Origin of the sequence: Pseudonocardia abyssalis (assembly GCF_019263705.2) — a bacterium.
GTDB lineage: Bacteria > Actinomycetota > Actinomycetes > Mycobacteriales > Pseudonocardiaceae > Pseudonocardia > Pseudonocardia abyssalis.
In genome coordinates this window covers 1,813,057-1,829,778 of record NZ_JADQDK010000001.1, presented here as the reverse complement: position 1 = coordinate 1,829,778, position 16,722 = coordinate 1,813,057, and the positions used below count along the sequence as shown (strand labels likewise).

Below are 16,722 nucleotides of genomic sequence, written 5' to 3'. Positions count from 1 at the left end.
GCACCCCATGATTGCCCCGAGCATGCTGTCGGCCGACTTCGCCCGCCTCGCCGACGAGGCCGCCGCCGTCGCGGGATCGGCGGGGGTGGGGGCCGACTGGCTGCACATCGACGTCATGGACGCCCACTTCGTGCCGAATCTCACACTGGGCCTCCCGGTGGTCGAGTCGTTGCTCCGGGCGACCGGGATCCCGCTCGACTGCCACCTCATGATCGAGGACCCGGACCGCTGGGCGCCGGGCTACGCGGAGGCGGGCGCGCACAACGTCACCGTCCACGCCGAGGCCGCGGCCGACCCCGTCATGCTGGCGAAGAACCTGCGCGCGGCGGGGGCGAGGGCCGGCCTGTCGATCAAGCCGGACACCCCGCTGGAGCCGTGGGTCGAGGTGCTGCGCCACTACGACACGCTGCTGGTGATGAGCGTGGAACCCGGGTTCGGCGGCCAGAGCTTCCTGCCGCAGGTGCTCGACAAGGTGCGCACCGCGCGGCGCCTCGTCGACACCGGCCACCTGACGCTGATCGTCGAGATCGACGGCGGCATCAACACCGACACCGTCGAGGCCGCCGCGGAGGCGGGCGTCGACTGCTTCGTGGCCGGGTCGGCGATCTACGGGGCCGACGACCCGGCCCGCGCCGTCGCCGCACTACGCGACCAGGTGCGGTCCGCGTCACCGCACCGGACCTGGACCGCCTGACGCGCCCGGCACCGTTCGGGGGATGATCCGGGTGGGCCCGAGGGTTGGCACGGGCAGGAGCGAGGAGAGGCGGCGCGGATGTTCACCGGCATCGTCGAGGAGATGGGCGAGGTTGTCGCCGTGCGCGAGAGCGCCGAGGTGGTGGTGTTCACCGTGCGCGGACCGCTGGTCACCGGCGACGCCGGGCACGGCGACTCGATCGCCGTCAACGGCGTCTGTCTCACGGTGATCGACCCGCAGGGCAGCACCGACGGCACGTTCAGCGTGGAGCTGGTGCCCGAGACCCTGAAGCGGTCGAGCCTCGCGGCCGTGACCGCGGGCACGCCGGTCAACCTGGAGCGTGCCGTCCCGGTGTCCGGTCGCCTCGGCGGGCACATCGTGCAGGGCCACGTCGACGGCGTCGCCACGCTGATCTCGCGCACCCCGGCCGAGCGCAGCGACGAGCTGAGGTTCAGCCTCGCCGCCGACCTCGCGCGGTACGTCGTCGAGAAGGGCTCGATCACCGTCGACGGGGTGTCGCTGACGGTCGCGTCCGTCGGACCCGACACGTTCACGGTGGCGCTGATCCCGACGACCCTGGCACACACCACACTCGGGATCAGGCGCGCGGGGGATACCGTCAACATCGAGGTGGACGTCCTCGCGAAGTACGTGGAACGGCTGGTCGGCGGATACGGCGCCGGGGCAGCCCGATGAACGGTGGAGATGTGGACAGCGACACGGACACGGGCGGCGGCTCGCCGCTCAGCGGCATGGAGGCCATCGAGCAGGCCCTCTCCGACCTCAAGGCCGGCAAGGCCGTGGTCGTGGTCGACGACGAGGACCGCGAGAACGAGGGCGACCTCATCTTCGCCGCCGAGATGGCGACGCCGGAGCTGGTGGCGTTCATGGTCCGCTACACCTCGGGCTACATCTGCGTGGCGCTCACCGAGACCGAGTGCGACCGCCTCGACCTCCCACCGATGCACCACACCAACTCCGACAGCTTCCGCACCGCGTTCACGGTGACGGTCGACGCGCGGCTGGGCATCACGACCGGCATCTCGTCGGCGGACCGCGCGCACACCATCCGGCTCCTCGCCGATCCGGCCGCGGGCGCCAACGACCTGGTACGTCCCGGGCATGTGCTGCCGCTGCGGGCCCGCGAGGGCGGCGTGCTGCGCCGCCCCGGTCACACCGAAGCCGCCGTCGACCTCTCGCGCCTCGCCGGGCTCGCCCCCGCCGGCGCGCTGTGCGAGATCGTGTCGCAGAAGAACGAGGGCGAGATGGCCCGCGGCGAGGAGCTGCGGATCTTCGCCGACGAGCACGACCTCACGCTCATCACGATCGCCGACCTCATCTCGCACCGCCGGCGCTTCGAGAAGCACGTCGTGCGCGTCGCGCAGGCCCGGATCCCCACCGCCCACGGCGACTTCACCGCGTTCGGCTACGACTCGGTCCTCGACGGCATCGAGCACATCGCGATGGTCCGCGGTGACGTCGGCACCGAGCAGGACACCGGCGAGGACGTGCTGGTGCGTGTGCACTCCGAGTGCCTCACCGGCGACGTGATGGGCTCGCTGCGCTGCGACTGCGGCCCCCAGCTCGACGCCGCCCTGGAGGCCGTGGCCGCCGAGGGACGCGGTGTCGTGCTCTACATGCGCGGGCACGAGGGCCGCGGCATCGGCCTGCTGCACAAGCTGCAGGCCTACCAGCTGCAGGAGGCCGGGGCCGACACCGTCGACGCCAACCTGGCCCTCGGCCTGCCCGCGGACGCCCGCGACTACGGCATGGGCGCGCAGATCCTCGCCGACCTCGGCGTGCGCTCGATGCGTCTGCTCACCAACAACCCGGACAAGCGCGCGGGGCTGGAGGGCTACGGCCTGACGGTCAACGGCCGCGTCGCACTGCCGGTGCGGGCCGTCCCCGAGAACCTCGCCTACCTGCGGACCAAGCGCGACCGCATGGGCCACGACCTGCCCGACCTGGAGGGTCCGGACGCTGCCGGGGTCCCGTCGTGAGCGAGTGTGCGAGCCCACCGTCAGCGCAGCCGCGTCCGCGAACGCAGCCGGCGGGCGTGAGCGAGGAGCACTCGTGAGCGGGGAGGGCCGGCCGGTCGTCGGCACCCTGCCCGACGCCACGGGCCTGCGGGTCGCCGTGGCCGCCACCAGCTGGCACGTCGACATCGTCGACCTGCTGCTGGAGCGGGCCGTGTCCACCGCGCGCGAGGCCGGCGCGCCGGAGCCCACCGTGGTGCGGGTCTCGGGCACCGTGGAGCTGCCGGTGGTCTGCCAGGAGCTCGCCCGCACGCACGACGCCGTGGTGGCCCTCGGCGCCGTCATCCGGGGCGGCACCCCGCACTTCGAGTACGTCTGCGACGCCGTCACCGACGGGCTGACGCGCGTGGCCCTCGACGAGCGCACCCCCGTCGGCAACGGGGTCCTGACCTGCGACACGCACGGCCAGGCGGTCGACCGCTCCGGTGGACCGGGGTCGGCCGAGGACAAGGGCGCCGAGGCCTGCCTGGCGGCCCTGCACACCGCGGTGCTGCTGCGGGACCTGAGGAAGGACGCATGACCGAGACCGGCGAGAGCAGGACGGACCGGGGCTGGACGGGCCAGGGCGGGACCCTGACGCTGCGCCCGCTGCGGGCCCTGGTGATCTCCTGGGCGTCGGCGATCGTGATCGTCGTGCTGTTCGTCGCGATCGCGCTCGTGCTGCGCAACAGCGACACCGGCGTGTTCTTCCGCGAGGCCGACCAGGCCGCGCTGGTGCTGATCGGGCTGTTCATCGCCGGGGGCTGCCTGCTGATGGCCCGGCCCCGGGTGCGCGCCGACGCCGCGGGCATCGAGGTGCGCAACGTGATCGCCACCAGGCACTTCGCGTGGACCGACGTGGAGGGCGTCGCGTTCCCCGACGGCGCGTCCTGGGCCCGGATCGACCTCCCCGACTACGAGTACGTGCCGGTCATGGCGGTGCAGGCCGTCGACGGGCAGCGGGCGGTGGAGGCGATGCGGGGCCTGCGCGCGCTGCACGCCGCGGGCCGCGCGACCTGAGGCGTGGACCTCGAGCAGATCCGCTACGCCCTCGCCGAGGGCGTGCTCACCCTCACCCTGGACCGGCCCGACCGGCTCAACGCGCTCACCGCCGCAGGGGCGACGAGCTGCGCGAGGGCGTCGAGCTGGTTCCCGCCGCGCGTCGTGGGCATCAGCCGGGCGTCGGAGTGGACGATGACCGGCCGCGTGTCCGACGCCGCCGAGGCGCTCGACGGCGGCCTGGTGCGCGCCGTGCACCCCGCTGAGGCCCTGCTGCCCGCCGCGTAGCGCGCTGGGCCCCGGCACGCCGTCGGCGACGGACCCGCCACGTAGCATCGGGGCGTGTTGCGAGCGAAGCAGGTCCAGGACCACGGCGAGGTGCGGCTGGGCGACATCGTGCTCCGCAACCGGCTGGTCACCTCGTCGAGCCTCCTCGGGTACGGGGTGGCGAACTCCCCGCTCCTGCCCTACGGCATGAGCCCGGTGTCGATGTTCGTGCCGCTGGAGGAGTTCGGTGCGGTGACCACCCGCACCGTCACGGTGGAGCCGCGCGAGGGGCACTTCAGCACCCGCGACGACTACTCCCTCGGGGAGCTCCCCGGCCTGCTCAAACGCTACGGGCGGGTACTGCGCAGCACCGACGGCGGATGGGTCAACGCCTTCGGCTGGTGCAACGTCGGCATCGACGCCTACCTCCGCGACTACTACCCGCGCACCCGCGCCCAGCGCACGATCATCTCGCTGGGCGGGTTCTCCGCGGAGGAGTTCGTGGCGCTCGTCGACCGCGTCAACGCCGCCGTGCCGGCGGGGGAGATCGCCGCGGTCGAGCTCAACGTGAGCTGCCACAACGTCAACTTCGACTTCTCGGCGATCCTGCAGGACGTGCTCGACGAGGCCGTGCCCCGCAGCCACCACCCGGTGATCCTCAAGCTCTCGCCCGACTACGACTACGTGCGCAACGCGAAGCAGGCCGCCGCGGCCGGGGTCTCGGCGCTCACCGCGATCAACACCGTCAAGGCGCTGCGCCTGGACCCGCGCACCGGCGAGCCGTTCCTCGCCAACCGGTACGGGGGCCTGTCCGGGCGGGCGATCAAGCCGATCGGGCTGCGCGTGGTGTCGGAGCTGCGGGAGGCGGGTGTGACGCTTCCGATCATCGCCACCGGTGGAGTGCGCACCGCCGACGACTGCCGCGAGTACTTCTGGGCGGGGGCCGACGCCGTGAGCCTCGGTAGCGCCGTGTGGCTGGCCAGCTACCCCGGGTACGCCCTCGCCCCGCTCCGCGCCCTGCACGTTCGGCGCGTCCTCAAGGCCGTTCGGCGCTGGGACACGCTCCCGAATCGTCCGGTTCCGGTCGTCTGAGCCAGGATCCGCCGCGGGAGCAGCGACCCTGCTCCGAAAGGAGCAACGGCAATGACGACGTCTCCGCAGGAGACCCCCCGCCCACGGGCCGCCGACCGCCGCCCGCGGGTGGTGCTGTTCGACGTGTTCGAGACGATGCTGCAGGTCGACGCGCTGGGCGTCCGGTTCGTCGACGTCGGCCGTCCCGCCCACGAGTGGGAGCTGTTCTTCACCCGCACCCTGCGCGACGGGATGGCGCTGACCCTCGCCGGGGCGGCCCCGCCGTTCGGTGAGGTGGCCCGCGCGGCGCTGCGCACGACCACCGGGCACACGCTGTCGGAGGAGGCCCTCGACCACGTGCTCGACGGGTTCGCCCACCTGCCCCCGCACCCCGACGTCGAGCCCGCCCTCATGGCGCTGGCCCGCGCCCGGGTGCCCACCTACGCGTTCACCCACGGCGACCCGAGGACCGCGTGCGACGCGCTGGACCGCGCCGGGCTGCGCACCTACCTGCGCGGCGTGCACTCGGCCGAGGCCCTGTCCTCGTTCAAGCCGCCCCCGCGGGTCTACGACTGGGTCTGCGGCCGGGTCGACTCCCCGCCCGACCGCACCGCGCTCGTGGCCGTGCACTCCTGGGACGTGCACGGGGCCGTGCGGGCCGGGATGGTGGGTGCACTCGCGACCCGCCTGGAGGGTCGGGTCCCGGCGGTCGTCGAGCCGCCGCACGTCAGCGCGACCCGCGTCGACACCGTGGTCGACCGCCTCCTCGCCCTGCCCGCCTGAGGCCCGCCCCGCACGCCGACGGCGAAGCCGCCCGCGGTGCGGGCCGCTCACCGGCCCAGGGCCGGGGCACGGGGTGGCCCGACGCGGTCGCGGCCCAGGTCGGCCCGCGCCCCGGCCCGCACGCCGTCGTGGTGACCGGAGCCGCTCAGCACCGTGCGCCGGGCGCGGCCCAGGTCGGGGAACGCCTCGGCCCACGCCTGCTCGACGCGGTCGTGCCGGTCGGCCAGCACGAGCGCCACCGACGGGCCGCCGTCGCACCGCCCGGCCGCGTCGTGTTCGGCGTCGTGCGCGGCCTGCTCCGCTGCTGCGGTGAGCCGGCGGTACACCTCCACCGCGAACCCGTGCAGCCACGACCGACGGTAGGCCGCCACCGACTCGCGCGGATCGAGCGGGCGCAACCGCACCAGCTGCGAGGTGGCCTGCAGCAGCAACGAGGTGTGCAGCATCTCCACCCGCGCGCGGTCCGACGCGTGCCCGAACACCGTGACGGCGGTGAACCGGCCACCGCTCACTCCGTGCAGCACGCACCGGCACCCCAGCGCCAGCCCGACCCAGCCGAGCAGGCGCGCCTTCCCGGCGCTGTACGGGTCGTCCACCGCGACCCGGCACACGCCGATCTCGTCGTGCCCCGGATCGGTCGCGCCGAGCAGCGCGTCGTCGATGCCGTGCCGGGCCATGAGCTGCACGGCCTTGGCCGTGTAGGCCTCGGCCTCCTCGCCCGTGGCGGCCCGTTCGGCCTTGGCCAGCAGCTTGCGGACCGTGTCGAGCTTGTCGGCGCCCATCCGGACCTCCCTCGAACGCGTGTTCGTGTCGAGGACAGGGATAGCACGGGGGTCCGACAGGATCGGTCGCCCGACGTCGTACCTCAGCCGTTGACGGTGATCTCCCAGCTGTCCAGGGTGCCGGTGTCGATGATGATGTCGTCGTAGACCCGCAGCTGCCACGGCCCGGCCAGGGGCTCCCCGAGGAGCGGGGCCAGCGGCGACCCGGGCGCGGACGAGTCGAGGTTCAGCGCGACCGTCCCCCCGCTGGACAGGCCCGCCTCGTAGTCCGTGAGGACGACCGTCCGCCCCAGCGGCGACCGCAGCTCGATCCGCAGGTCGCTGCTGACCTCGTGGGTGAGCGAGACGTCGACGACCATCCGGTCGACGGTGCCGTAGCCGCCGAGGTCGATCACGTCGGTGACGCCGATGAGTCCGTCGTCGTCCGGGATCGCCAGGGCCGGGTTCGAGGTGCCCCGCGCCGGTGCGGCGGTGGGGGCCGGGGCGTCCGGCGCCGCCGGGTACGCCGTGATCTCCCAGCTGTTCAGGGTGCCGGCGTCGGCCGAGACCTCGTCGGAGAACGTCAGCGCCCACGCCCCGGCGACCGGCCCGCCCAGCAGGTTGGTCAACGGAGAGGAGGCCTGGGTGGTCGAGAGCGCGACCCGCCCGCCGGTGCCGGCCCGCGCGAACACCACCGCCCGGCGCCCGTCGGGTGCGGTCAGGACACCGGTGAGCTCACCCGGGTACATGTGCTGGACGTCCAGCACGACGTCGAGCCGGCCCACCTCGGCGTCGCCGTCGAGGGTGATCGTGCTGGTCGCGCCGCCCGCGGTGTTGTCCGGGATCGGCAGCGCGTCGCTGGAGGTGCCCTGCGCGATCGGGGAGTTCGGGTCGGGGGAGCGGTTGAGCAGGACGACCACCACGACCGCCGCCACGATCGCCACCGAGGCCACCACCGCGGCGATCACGATCCCGGTGCGTTTCCCCCGGCCCGGCGGGGCGGGCTGCGGTGCGCCGTACGCGGCGTTCCAGCCGCCCTGGTCCGGGTACTGCCGCCCGCCGTGCGGGGGGCCGTACCGGTCACCGGCCTGCTGGTCGGCGGGCTGCTGGCCACCGGGGTAGCCGCCGTACTGCCCGCCGGGGTACGCCGACCCCGGGTACGCCGACCCCGGGTACTGGCCGGCGGGGTACTGGCCGGCGGGGAACTGGCCGGCGGGGTACTGCGCGGTCGCCGGGTACCGGCTCGGGTCGGCGTAGGGGTCCGGCTGGTGGTTCGGGTCCGACGGGTACTGGTTCGCGCCGGGGTACTGGCCTGCCCCGGGGTACTGGCCTGCCCCGGGGTACTGGCCTGCCCCGGGGTACTGGGCCGTCTCCGGGTGCTGGCCCGCCGTCTCCGGGTGCTGGGCCGCCGGGTCCGGGTGCCGGCCGCCGCCCGCGTCCCCACCCTGGGGCACGGACCCCGCGGTGGACCAGCCGCCCTGGTTCCAGCCGGACGGGGGAGGTCCGTTCGGATCGGTCATGGTGGGGGGCCTCCCGGGCTCGTCGTCTGCGTGTCGGATCGTCGTCGGGTCACGCGTTGTTAGCAATACACCCGGTCGGAGGCCAGCATGCGGAGTCGGGCCGGGGACCGGTCCCCGGCCCGGTGCCGCGGACCGTCGGGGGGCCGTCCTACCCTGGAGCGGCCATGCCTGATCCCGCCAGTTACCGCCCGGCCACCGGTTCCATCCCGGAGGCCCCCGGTGTCTACCGGTTCTCCGACGTGCACGGGCGCGTCATCTACGTCGGCAAGGCGAAGAGCCTGCGCCAGCGCCTCAACTCCTACTTCGCCGACCTCTCCGGGCTGCACCCACGCACCCGGCAGATGGTCACCACGGCTGCGGGCGTGCAGTGGACGGTGGTCGGCACCGAGGTCGAGGCCCTCCAGCTCGAGTACAACTGGATCAAGGAGTTCGACCCGCGGTTCAACGTCCGCTACCGCGACGACAAGACCTACCCGGTCCTCGCGGTCACGGTGGGTGAGGAGTACCCGCGGCTGCACGTCTACCGCGGCCCGCGCCGCAAGGGCGTCCGCTACTTCGGTCCCTACGCCCACGCCTGGGCCATCCGCGAGACGCTCGACCTGCTGCTGCGGGTGTTCCCGGCCCGCACCTGCTCCGCCGGGGTGTTCAAGCGCCACGGCCAGATGGGCCGGCCGTGCCTGCTCGGCTACATCGACAAGTGCTCGGCGCCGTGCGTCGGGAAGGTCGACGCGCAGGAGCACCGCGACATCGTCGACGACTTCTGCGACTTCCTCGCCGGCCGCACCGACCACCTGGTCCGCCAGATGGAGCGGCGGATGGCCGAGGCGTCCGAGGGGCTGGAGTTCGAGCGCGCGGCCCGGCTGCGCGACGACATCGGGGCGCTCAAGCGGGCGATGGAGAAGCAGGCCGTCGTGCTCGGTGACGGCACCGACGCCGACGTCGTCGCGTTCGCCGACGACGAGCTGGAGGCCGCGGTCCAGGTCTTCCACGTCCGCGGCGGCCGGGTGCGCGGGCAGCGCGGCTGGGTGATCGACAAGGTCGAGCCCACCGACACCGCGCAGCTCGTCGAGCGGTTCCTGGTGCAGTTCTACGGCGAACAGGCGTCGCTGGCCGAGTCGAGCGACGACTCCGCCCAACCGGTCCCGCGCGAGATCCTCGTGCCCGAGCTGCCCGCCGAGGTCGACGCGCTCGCCGACTGGCTCTCCGACCTGCGGGGGTCCCGGGTCGGCATCCGGGTGCCGCAGCGCGGGGACAAGCGGGCGCTCGCCGAGACCGTGGCCCGCAACGCGGCGGAGGCGTTCACCCAGCACAAGCTGCGCCGGGCGGGCGACCTCACGGCCCGCTCGGCCGCGCTGCAGGAGATCCAGGACGGGCTCGGCCTCGACACCGCGCCGCTGCGCATCGAGTGCATCGACGTCTCCCACGTGCAGGGCACCGACGTCGTCGCGTCGCTGGTGGTGTTCGAGGACGGGCTGGCGAAGAAGTCCGACTACCGCCGCTTCGAGGTCAAGGACGCCGCCGAGCGGGGCGACGTCGCCTCGATCGCGGAGGTCGTACGCCGCCGGTTCCGCCGCTATCTGAGTGAGACCGGTAACGGCTCGGCCGATGCGGGCGAAACCCTCGACGTCGGGTCTCGTCCGGGGATCGACCCGGAGACCGGCCGACCGCGCCGGTTCGCCTACCCGCCGAACCTGCTCGTCGTCGACGGGGCGGCCCCGCAGGCCCAGGCGGCCGCCGACGTGCTCGCCGAGCTCGGGATCACCGACGTCGCCGTGTGCGGCCTGGCCAAGCGACTGGAGGAGGTGTGGATGCCCGGAGAGCCCGACCCCGTGATCCTGTCCCGCACCTCCGAGGGTCTCTACCTGCTCCAACGGCTCCGCGACGAGGCGCACCGCTTCGCCATCGCCTACCACCGCCAGCGGCGGTCGAAGGGGATGACGAGCTCCGAGCTCGACGGGGTGCCCGGACTCGGCCCGGCCAAGCGCGGCGCGCTGCTGCGGCACTTCGGGTCGGTCCGCAAGCTCAGGGCCGCCGACGTCGACGAGATCGCCGCGCTGCCCGGTTTCGGGCCGCGCACCGCAGCGGCCGTGCTGGCCGCCCTCCAGGGGGAGAGCTCGTGAGCACCGAGGATGTGCCGGTCCCGACGGGGTCCGGGATCGAGGTCGCGCTGGTCAGCGGCCTGTCCGGGGCAGGGCGCAGCACCGCGGCCAAGGTGCTGGAGGACCTGGGGTGGTTCGTCGTCGACAACCTGCCGCCCGAGCTGATCGCCACGATGGTCGACCTCGGGGCGCGGGCCCGCGGCGAGGTCGCGCGGATCGCGGTGGTCATGGACGTCCGCAGCCGCGCGTTCTCCGCCGATCTCGGGGCCGTCATCAAGGACCTCGACGCCCGCGGTTACCGGCCCCGGCTGCTGTTCCTGGAGGCCACCGACGCCGTGCTGGTGCGCCGGTTCGAGCAGGTCCGCCGCAGCCACCCGCTGCAGGGCGACGGCCGCCTCGTCGACGGGATCGCGGCCGAGCGCGCGCTGCTGCGCCCGCTGCGCGAGAGCGCCGACCTCGTCGTCGACACCTCCACGGTCTCCGTACCCACGCTGCGGGCCACCCTGGAACGCACGTTCGGCGCGGAGTTCGAGCAGCTCACCCGCGTCACGCTGGTGTCGTTCGGCTACAAGTACGGGCTGCCGATGGACTCCGACCTCGTCGTCGACGTCCGGTTCCTACCCAACCCGTTCTGGATCCCGGAGCTGCGCGAGCACACCGGCCGCGACATCGACGTGCGCGACTACGTGCTCAGCCAGGAGGGGGCGATGGAGTTCATCGACCGCTACCTGGAGCTGCTGCGCCTGGTCGGGGCCGGGTACCGGCGCGAGGGCAAGAGCTACCTGACGGTGTCGGTCGGCTGCACGGGCGGCAAGCACCGCAGCGTGGCGATCAGCGAGGAGATCGCCCGGCGGCTCGCGGGGGACCAGGGCGTCACGGTCAATGTGGCGCACCGCGACCTGGGGCGGGAGTGACGGGTCCGGCGCGGCCTCTGCGCGCGGTCGCGCTGGGCGGCGGGCACGGCCTGCACGCCACCCTCTCCGCACTGCGGGTCCTCGCCGCGCGCGGGGTCGTCGACGCCCACGTCACGGCGGTGGTCACCGTCGCCGACGACGGCGGGTCCTCGGGCCGGCTGCGCCGAGAGCTGGGGTCCCTGCCCCCGGGTGACCTGCGGATGGCGATGGCCGCGCTCGCCTCCGACGACGTCGCCGGGCAGCGCTGGACCACCCTGGTGCAGCACCGCTTCGGCGGCACCGGGGCACTGGCCGGGCACGCCGTCGGCAACCTGCTCCTGGCCGGGCTGATGGACACCCTCGGCGACCCGGTCGCCGCGCTCGACGAGGTCGGGTCGCTGCTCGGCGTCCGCGGCCGGGTGCTGCCGATGAGCCGTGAGCCGCTCGACATCGAGGCGGAGGTCACCGGGTTGGGCAGCGGCGGCCCGCACCGGATCCGCGGCCAGGTCGCCGTGGCGTCCACCCCGGGCCGGGTCCGGCGGGTCTGGCTGCAGCCGCAGCGGCCGCGGGCGTGCGCCGAGGCCGTGGCCGCCGTGGGGGCCGCCGACCTGCTGATCCTCGGTCCCGGGTCGTGGTTCACCAGCGTGCTGCCGCACCTGCTCGTCCCCGAGCTCCGCGACGCCGTACTTGCCGCATCGGCCCGGCGCGTGGTGGTGCTCAACCTCGCTCCCGAGCCCGGAGAGACCGCCGGGTTCTCACCGGAGAGACACCTGGCCGTACTCTCCGAGCACGCACCGGCACTCAGGGTGGACGCGGTCGTCGCCGACGTCGCCGCGGTGCCGGTGCCTGATCGGCTCCACCGTGCGGCGTCGTCGATGCTGTCGCCCGGCGGCCGGGTACACCTGGCCCCGGTCGCGGCCGACGCCGTGATGCCGCGCCACGACCCGGTGGCGCTGGCCGATGCGCTCGACGCGGTGGTGGCCGGTCCGCAGGCACCGCATCCGGTGAGCACGCCGCCGGATGGTCAGACTCAGCACTCCGGAGGTTCCTGACATGGCGATGACCGCAGCGGTGAAGGACGAACTGAGCAGGCTCGTCGTCACCAAGCCGTGCTGTCGGCGTTCCGAGGTCGCCGCCCTGCTGCGCTTCGCGGGCGGCCTGCACATCGTCGGCGGCCGCGTCGTGATCGAGGCGGAGGTCGACACGGGCTCCGTCGCCCGACGCCTGCGCCGCGACATCCACGAGCTCTACGGCCACACCTGCGAGGCGCACGTCATCTCGCCGGGCGGGCTGCGCCGCGGCGCCCGGTACGTGATGCGGGTCGTCCGCGACGGCGAGGGGCTGGCCCGCCAGACCGGCCTGCTCGACGCCCGCGGCCGTCCGGTCCGGGGCCTGCCGCCGCCCGTCGTCTCCGGCGGGGTGTGCGACGCGGAGGCGGCGTGGCGCGGGGCGTTCCTCGCGCACGGCTCGCTCACCGAACCGGGTCGCAGCTCGTCACTGGAGGTCACCTGCCCCGGCCCGGAGGCCGCGCTCGCGCTCGTCGGCGCGGCGCGTCGGCTCGGCGTCACCGCGAAGGCCCGCGAGGTGCGCGGCGCCGACCGCGTGGTCGTCCGCGACGGCGACGCGATCGGCGCGCTGCTCACCCGCATGGGTGCTCATGAGTGCGTGATGGCGTGGGAGGAGCGGCGGATGCGCCGCGAGGTGCGTGCCACCGCCAACCGCCTCGCCAACTTCGACGACGCCAACCTGCGCCGCTCGGCCCGGGCCGCGGTGGCCGCGTCGGCGCGGGTGCAGCGGGCGCTGGAGATCCTCGGCCCGGACGTCCCGGAGCACCTGCAGGCCGCCGGGAAGCTGCGCGCCGAGCACACCCAGGCGTCGCTGGAGGAGCTGGGCCAGCTCGCCGACCCGCCGATGACGAAGGACGCCGTGGCGGGGCGGATCCGCAGGCTGCTGCACATGGCCGACAAGCGGGCCGCGGACCTCGGCATCCCCGACACCGACTCGGCGGTCACCGCGGAGATGCTCGACGAGAGCTGAGTCCGGGGGATGATGTGTATTCTGTGCGCATGGCCAGGGTGAACATCACGATCCCCGACGAGCTGCTGGCCCGTGCGCGGGCGGCCGGACTCAACGTCTCCGCCGCCGCCGCTGCCGGGCTCACCGACGAACTGGTGCGGATGGAGAAGAACGCCGAGCTCGACCGCTGGTTGGCCGAGATGGAGGCGGAGCAGGGGCCGAGCACGCCGGAGGAGATCGCCGAGGCCGACGCCAGGATCGACCGGGCGTTCGTCGTCGGCGGCACGCGCGCCGAGAGCGCGTGACCCTCGTCCTGGACTCGGGCGGGATCAGCCTGCTGGCCGCCAGCACCGCGGACACGGCACGGTTGCGACTCCGGTTCGGCTGGCCCGCTCTCGTCCCGGCTGTCGTCCTGGTCGAGTCGCTCACCGGCGACCACCGTCGGGATCACGCGGTCAACCGGTTCCTGAGCAGCTGCGTGGTCGTCGTCGTCGACGAGCACGTCGCCCGCGAAGCGGCCCGGCTGCGCACGCTCACCGGTCGCGCCGGCACGATCACCGCCGTGGACGCCGTCGTCGCCGCGCTCGCGGCGCAGCGGCCCGATCCCGTCGTCGTGACCGGCGACCCGGGCGATCTCGGCGCACTCGCCGCCCACGCCCGGGTGCCGGTCACGATCGTCGCCGCCTGACTAGAGCGACCCCCCGGCCGTGTCCGAGGCCAGCGCCGCCCGCCCCGCCTCCAGCCGCGCCACCGGCACCCGGAACGCCGAGCACGACACGTAGTCGAGCCCCGCGTCGTGGAAGAAGTGCACCGAATCCGGGTCGCCGCCGTGCTCGCCGCAGATGCCGAGCTTGATGTCGGGCCGGACCTCGCGCCCGGCCTGCACCGCCATCCTGATCAGCGCGCCGACGCCGTCGCGGTCGAGGGACTCGAACGGCGAGACGGTGAAGACGCCCTTGTCGAGGTAGGTCGCGAAGATCGACGCCTCGACGTCGTCACGGGAGAAGCCCCACGTCGTCTGGGTGAGGTCGTTGGTGCCGAAGGAGAAGAACTCGGCGGCCTCGGCGATCCGCCGGGCCGTCAGCGCGGCCCGGGGGAGCTCGATCATCGTGCCGATCGGGATGTGCAGGTCGACGCCCGCCGCGGAGGCGACCTCGGCGAGCACCGCGTCCATCTCGTCGCGGATCAGGTGCAGCTCCATCACCGACCCGACCAGCGGCACCATGATCTCGACGACCGGGCGCCCGCCCGCCGCGATCCGGTCGGCCGCGGCGGAGGCGATCGCCCGGACCTGCATCGCGAACAGCCCGGGCACGCTCAGCCCCAGCCGGACCCCGCGCAGACCGAGCATCGGGTTCGACTCGTGCAGCCGGTCGACCGCGGCCAGCAGCGTGACGTCCTTCTCGACCTCCGGCTCCTCGCCGCGGCCCGTGGCCTGGGCCACCGCGACCCGGACGGCGAGCTCGGTGCGGTCGGGCAGGAACTCGTGCAGCGGCGGGTCGAGCAGCCGGATCGTGGTCGGCAGCCCGTCCATCGCCTCGAGCAGCGCGACGAAGTCGGCGCGCTGCAGCGGCAGCAGCTCGGCCAGCGCGGCGTCGCGGGCCTCCGGGCCGTCGGCGAGGATCAGCCGCTCGATCAGGACGCGGCGCTCGCCCAGGAACATGTGCTCGGTGCGGCACAGCCCGATGCCCTCCGCGCCCATGTCGCGGGCCCGGGTGGCGTCCTCCGCGGTGTCGGCGTTGGCCCGGACCCGCAGCTGCCGGGCCTGGTCGGCGTGGCGCAGCAGGCGGTCGACGCTGCGGACCAGCTCGCCGGTCTGCTCGTCGGCCTCCGCGAGCGCGGCGTCGAGCCCCTGCTCCAGGTAGATCACGACGGGGGAGGCGACGACCGGGAGCTCGCCGGCGAACACCTCACCGGTGGACCCGTCGATCGACAGCACCTCGCCCTCGGCGACCTGCGTGCCGTTGACGCTGAGCGTGCGGGCGGCCAGGTCGACCTCGATCTCCTCCGCCCCGCACACGCAGGTGCGGCCCATCCCGCGCGCGACGACCGCGGCGTGCGAGGTCTTCCCGCCGCGGCTGGTCAGGACGCCGGTGGCGGCGATCATGCCCTCGAGGTCGTCGGGGTTGGTCTCGCGGCGCACCAGCATCACCGACTCGCCGCGGGCGGCCCACGCGACCGCCGTGGCGGAGTCGAACACGACCTTGCCGACGGCGGCGCCGGGGGAGGCCGCCATGCCGCGGGTGAGCAGCGTGCGCTCGGCGTCGACGTCGAACTGGGGGAACATCAGCTGGGCGAGCTGGTGGCCGGTGACCCGGGCCAGAGCCTCGTCGCTGGTGATCAGCCGCTCGTCCACCAGCTGGGTCGCGATCCGGAACGCGGCCGCCGCGGTGCGCTTGCCGACGCGCGTCTGGAGCATCCACAGCTTGCCGCGCTCGACGGTGAACTCGATGTCGCACAGGTCGCGGTAGTGGGTCTCCAGGCGCCGCATGATCCGGGTCAGCTCGGCGTGCGATGACGGGTCGAGCGCGGCGAAGTCCTCCAGCGTCAGGGTGTTGCGGATACCGGCGACGACGTCCTCGCCCTGGGCGTTGGACAGGTAGTCGCCGTACACGCCGGGCTGGCCGCTGGCCGGGTCCCGGGTGAAGCAGACGCCGGTGCCGGAGGTCTCACCGAGGTTGCCGAACACCATCGCGCAGATGTTCACCGCGGTGCCGAGGTCGTGCTGGATCCGCTCACGGCGGCGGTAGAGCCGCGCGCGGTCGGTGTTCCAGGAGTTGAACACCGCGCGCATCGCGAGGTCGAGCTGCTCGCGGGGGTCCTGCGGGAAGTCCCGGCCGGTGGCGTCGTGGACGATGTGCTTGAACTCCTCCACCAGCTCGATCAGCGCCGGTACGGGGATCTCGACGTCGGTGGCGACGCCCGCCCGCGCCTTGACCGCGTCGAGCTCGTGCTCGAAGCGTTCCGCGGGGATGTCGAGCACGGTGCGGCCGAACATCTGGATGAGCCGCCGGTAGGAGTCCCAGGCGAAGCGCTCGTCCTGCGCGGCCTCGGCGAGCCCCTTCACGGAGTAGTCGTTGAGTCCGACGTTGAGGACGGTCTCCATCATCCCGGGCATCGAGTGCTTGGCGCCGGAGCGCACCGACACCAGCAGCGGGTCGACGACGTCGCCGAGGCGGCGGCCCAGGTCGTTCTCCAGCCGGCGCAGCGCCATCGTGATCTGCACGCGCAGCGACTGCGGCTCCTCGCCGCGCTCCAGGTAGTACCGGCAGGCCTCGGTGGTGACGGTGAACCCGGGCGGCACCGGCAGACCCAGCTTGGTCATCTCGGCGAGGTTGGCGCCCTTGCCGCCGAGCAGGTCGACCTGCGTCCGGTCGCCCTCGGAGAAGTCGAACACCAGCGGTGCCCGTTCGGGCTGCCTGGACCGGGCCCGACCGGATCCGGGTTGCTGCACCATCGTCACGACGCCTCCCACAGGGTCGACGCCGGGGGTGGCCCGGCGCACATCGGAGCGACGCTACGTGTGACGTGCGCGTCAGCTCAATGGCCCGCCCGGGCCGTGATCGATTCCGGATGTCCCGGTCGGGTCGGGTGTATCGATTCC

17 protein-coding genes are annotated in these 16,722 nt (G+C 73.8%); 14 read left to right on the top strand and 3 right to left on the bottom strand.

Annotated features, from left to right (window positions below):
* Positions 1–7: 7 nt before the first annotated feature.
* The 8 genes from rpe (at position 8) to I4I81_RS08730 (ending at position 5,829) form a co-directional block, all read left to right on the top strand.
* Positions 8–694: a ribulose-phosphate 3-epimerase gene (rpe, locus tag I4I81_RS08765; protein ID WP_218604922.1), complete on the top strand. Its 687-nt coding sequence runs from the start codon at positions 8–10 to the stop codon at positions 692–694.
* A 78-nt stretch (positions 695–772) separates the two neighbouring features.
* Complete coding sequence (locus I4I81_RS08760; RefSeq protein WP_218604921.1) at positions 773–1,390, top strand: riboflavin synthase; 618 nt, start codon at positions 773–775, stop codon at positions 1,388–1,390.
* A 56-nt stretch (positions 1,391–1,446) separates the two neighbouring features.
* Positions 1,447–2,694, top strand: a complete 1,248-nt coding sequence (locus tag I4I81_RS08755) for a bifunctional 3,4-dihydroxy-2-butanone-4-phosphate synthase/GTP cyclohydrolase II (protein WP_218604925.1) — start codon at positions 1,447–1,449, stop codon at positions 2,692–2,694.
* Positions 2,695–2,767: 73 nt separating this feature from the next.
* Complete coding sequence (ribH, locus tag I4I81_RS08750) at positions 2,768–3,250, top strand: 6,7-dimethyl-8-ribityllumazine synthase (RefSeq protein WP_218604920.1); 483 nt, start codon at positions 2,768–2,770, stop codon at positions 3,248–3,250.
* The gene (locus I4I81_RS08745; RefSeq protein ID WP_218604919.1) at positions 3,247–3,729 is read left to right on the top strand and encodes a PH domain-containing protein; all 483 of its coding nucleotides are present in this window, start codon (positions 3,247–3,249) and stop codon (positions 3,727–3,729) included. The genes ribH and I4I81_RS08745 overlap by 4 nt, the downstream gene beginning before the upstream one ends.
* Before the next feature lie 3 nt (positions 3,730–3,732).
* Positions 3,733–3,996 (top strand): hypothetical protein, encoded by a 264-nt coding sequence (locus I4I81_RS31545; protein ID WP_372453660.1) that lies wholly within the window; start codon positions 3,733–3,735, stop codon positions 3,994–3,996.
* 54 nt (positions 3,997–4,050) lie between these two features.
* Positions 4,051–5,067, top strand: coding sequence for a beta/alpha barrel domain-containing protein (locus I4I81_RS08735; RefSeq protein ID WP_218604918.1), 1,017 nt, complete (start codon positions 4,051–4,053; stop codon positions 5,065–5,067).
* A 51-nt stretch (positions 5,068–5,118) separates the two neighbouring features.
* Positions 5,119–5,829, top strand: a complete 711-nt coding sequence (locus tag I4I81_RS08730; RefSeq protein ID WP_218615949.1) for an HAD-IA family hydrolase — start codon at positions 5,119–5,121, stop codon at positions 5,827–5,829.
* Between the two features lie 47 nt (positions 5,830–5,876).
* On the opposite strand, the gene I4I81_RS08725 is transcribed toward I4I81_RS08730, so the two are convergent.
* Both I4I81_RS08725 and I4I81_RS08720 read right to left on the bottom strand, forming a co-directional pair.
* Positions 5,877–6,611 (bottom strand): DUF2786 domain-containing protein, encoded by a 735-nt coding sequence (locus I4I81_RS08725; RefSeq protein WP_218602878.1) that lies wholly within the window; start codon positions 6,609–6,611, stop codon positions 5,877–5,879.
* 83 nt (positions 6,612–6,694) lie between these two features.
* Positions 6,695–8,110 (bottom strand): proprotein convertase P-domain-containing protein, encoded by a 1,416-nt coding sequence (locus I4I81_RS08720; protein WP_218602879.1) that lies wholly within the window; start codon positions 8,108–8,110, stop codon positions 6,695–6,697.
* Positions 8,111–8,274: 164 nt separating this feature from the next.
* On the opposite strand from I4I81_RS08720, the gene uvrC reads away from it, so the two are divergent.
* From uvrC to I4I81_RS08690, 6 genes are read left to right on the top strand one after another with little or no spacing between them, the layout of a single operon-like run.
* A complete protein-coding gene (gene uvrC / locus I4I81_RS08715) occupies positions 8,275–10,230 on the top strand; it encodes an excinuclease ABC subunit UvrC (protein ID WP_218602880.1) in 1,956 nt (651 codons plus the stop codon).
* Positions 10,227–11,123, top strand: coding sequence for an RNase adapter RapZ (gene rapZ, locus I4I81_RS08710; RefSeq protein WP_226363837.1), 897 nt, complete (start codon positions 10,227–10,229; stop codon positions 11,121–11,123). The genes uvrC and rapZ overlap by 4 nt, the downstream gene beginning before the upstream one ends.
* Positions 11,120–12,154, top strand: a complete 1,035-nt coding sequence (locus tag I4I81_RS08705) for a gluconeogenesis factor YvcK family protein (RefSeq protein WP_372453573.1) — start codon at positions 11,120–11,122, stop codon at positions 12,152–12,154. The genes rapZ and I4I81_RS08705 overlap by 4 nt, the downstream gene beginning before the upstream one ends.
* Position 12,155: 1 nt before the next feature.
* On the top strand, positions 12,156–13,139 hold the full coding sequence (gene whiA / locus I4I81_RS08700; protein ID WP_218602881.1) for a DNA-binding protein WhiA: 984 nt from the start codon (positions 12,156–12,158) through the stop codon (positions 13,137–13,139).
* Positions 13,140–13,168: 29 nt separating this feature from the next.
* Positions 13,169–13,423 carry a type II toxin-antitoxin system CcdA family antitoxin gene (locus I4I81_RS08695; RefSeq protein WP_218602882.1) on the top strand — a complete coding sequence of 85 codons (255 nt, stop codon included), beginning with the start codon at positions 13,169–13,171 and terminating at the stop codon, positions 13,421–13,423.
* Positions 13,420–13,806: a PIN domain-containing protein gene (locus I4I81_RS08690; RefSeq protein ID WP_218602883.1), complete on the top strand. Its 387-nt coding sequence runs from the start codon at positions 13,420–13,422 to the stop codon at positions 13,804–13,806. The genes I4I81_RS08695 and I4I81_RS08690 overlap by 4 nt, the downstream gene beginning before the upstream one ends.
* On the opposite strand, the gene ppdK is transcribed toward I4I81_RS08690, so the two are convergent.
* Positions 13,807–16,575, bottom strand: coding sequence for a pyruvate, phosphate dikinase (gene ppdK / locus I4I81_RS08685; protein WP_218602892.1), 2,769 nt, complete (start codon positions 16,573–16,575; stop codon positions 13,807–13,809).
* Positions 16,576–16,722: the final 147 nt, after the last annotated feature.